The sequence below is a fragment of the Gallibacterium trehalosifermentans genome (assembly GCF_042433055.1).
Classification (GTDB): domain Bacteria; phylum Pseudomonadota; class Gammaproteobacteria; order Enterobacterales; family Pasteurellaceae; genus Gallibacterium; species Gallibacterium trehalosifermentans.
In genome coordinates this window covers 1-843 of record NZ_JBHLWB010000016.1, presented here as the reverse complement: position 1 = coordinate 843, position 843 = coordinate 1, and the positions used below count along the sequence as shown (strand labels likewise).

Genomic DNA, 843 nt, shown 5'->3' with positions numbered 1-843 from the left:
TCTCTAATACTCTGAACGATAACTTCGGCAATAGTATTTGATTGTTCATAAGAAAATCCTGTTCTTACTAATTTTTCCGACATATCGTATTTATTTAGCATATTACCTACCTCATCGCCCAACATAGACCGCAGTGATTTCTTCTCGATTATGACCAAGCTCACTACTTACTTGCAATCGAGCCTTTAAATTTGCTTGTTTTTCGCTTTCAGACAGCTTTCTAGACGTTTTTCCGCCATTTTTAGGTGATGTAAGTCCCGATAGCTGCTCAAATCGTCTTTGTGCGTATGCGTGGCGTAAACCGTGATTTTTAACTTCACCGACTTTAGCGGTCTGATACTCGTATGTTCGCATTTGCTGTTTATACGTTTTTTCTTGCGGAATTAACGATTTTACACCATTTTTTCGACAAAATTCGTGTACTTCATCCAATAATTGCCGTTGAGCTGATGTCGTGATCGGGATTTCTCTTTCTCTTCCACCTTTACACCAACTCGCCATTAATACGATTTTTTCTCCCCGATCAGCAAATTTCGGCTGAAATTTAATCGCTTCTTCTCGTCTTAATCCAAATTCTTGTTGTAATCTCAATGAGTATTTCACAAAATCGTTCGTTAAGCGGTCTAATCGCTCCATAGAGAGGTTTTTAGCCTTATTGCTATGGTTATCTACATATTTTCTATTTTCGATGTTATAGCTCGAATTAGAGCGTTCTACGATGCGAGGATTTCCAATATGTTCTGCAAGCCATCTCAAATGGCTCATTCTGTTTTTAATTGTACCTGTTGAGAGATTGGGATCAGATTTCCACTTTTCGACCAAAAATCGAATGTGCTTACCTTT

General features: G+C 38.1%; 1 protein-coding gene. It reads right to left on the bottom strand.

The annotated features are described in order from the left end of the window. Positions 1-111: 111 nt before the first annotated feature. Positions 112-843: integrase domain-containing protein (locus tag ACFFHK_RS09775; protein ID WP_382371935.1), on the bottom strand; the 732-nt coding region annotated here is incomplete at its 5' end.